Source organism: Streptomyces katrae (assembly GCF_000966975.1).
Taxonomy (GTDB): Bacteria; Actinomycetota; Actinomycetes; order Streptomycetales; family Streptomycetaceae; genus Streptomyces; species Streptomyces katrae.
Map to the genome: position 1 here is coordinate 1 of NZ_JZWV01001207.1, position 675 is coordinate 675.

The 675-nt window shown below is 78.1% G+C and carries 1 protein-coding gene; it reads right to left on the minus strand.

Features of this window, described 5'->3' with window-relative positions:
* Positions 1 to 675 (minus strand): acyl carrier protein (locus tag VR44_RS35060; protein ID WP_045951692.1); only part of this gene is annotated, 675 nt, incomplete at both ends.

The following is a 675-nucleotide window of genomic DNA, read 5'->3' on the forward strand; positions in this document are numbered from 1 at the left end:
GGCAGCTCATCGCGACGATGGCGACGGGTTCGTCGTCGGCGGGCCGGGCGGCGGGCGCGGTGGCGGGCGCACCCGGCCGCGGCCCTCCGGCGAGCTGCGCGTCCAGGTGGGCGGCGAGTTCGGCCGGGGTGGGGTAGTCGAAGACGACGGTGGTGGGCAGCCGCAGGCCGGTGGCTCCGGCCAGCCGGTTGCGGAGCTCGATGGCGGTGAGGGAGTCGAACCCGGTCTCCCGGAAGGCCCGCTGGGGCTGGACGGCGTCGGCGCCGGCGTGGCCGAGGACCGTGGCGGCCTGGGTGCGGACCAGCTCGACCAGGGCGCGGAGCCGTTCGGGCCCGGGGAGCCCGGCCAGCCGGCCGGTGAGGGGGGAGCCGCCCTCGGCCGTGCCGGTGGCGCCGGCGGGGGCGGCGGCTTCGAGGATCCGGCGGGCTTCGGGGAGGCGGTGCAGGAGCGGGTAGTCGCCGGTGTGGGCGAAGGCGCGGACGAAGCGCTCCCAGTCGATGTCGGCGACGGTGACGACCGTGTCCTCGTTCTCCATCGCGCGGCGCAGGGCGGCGATGCCGAGGTCGGCGGGCATGGGGAGGATGCCGCGGCGGGTGAGGTGTTCCTCGGCGTGGCGGCCCATCATGCGGCCGCTGCCCCAGGAGCCCCAGGCGATGGCGGCGGCGGGCAGGCCCT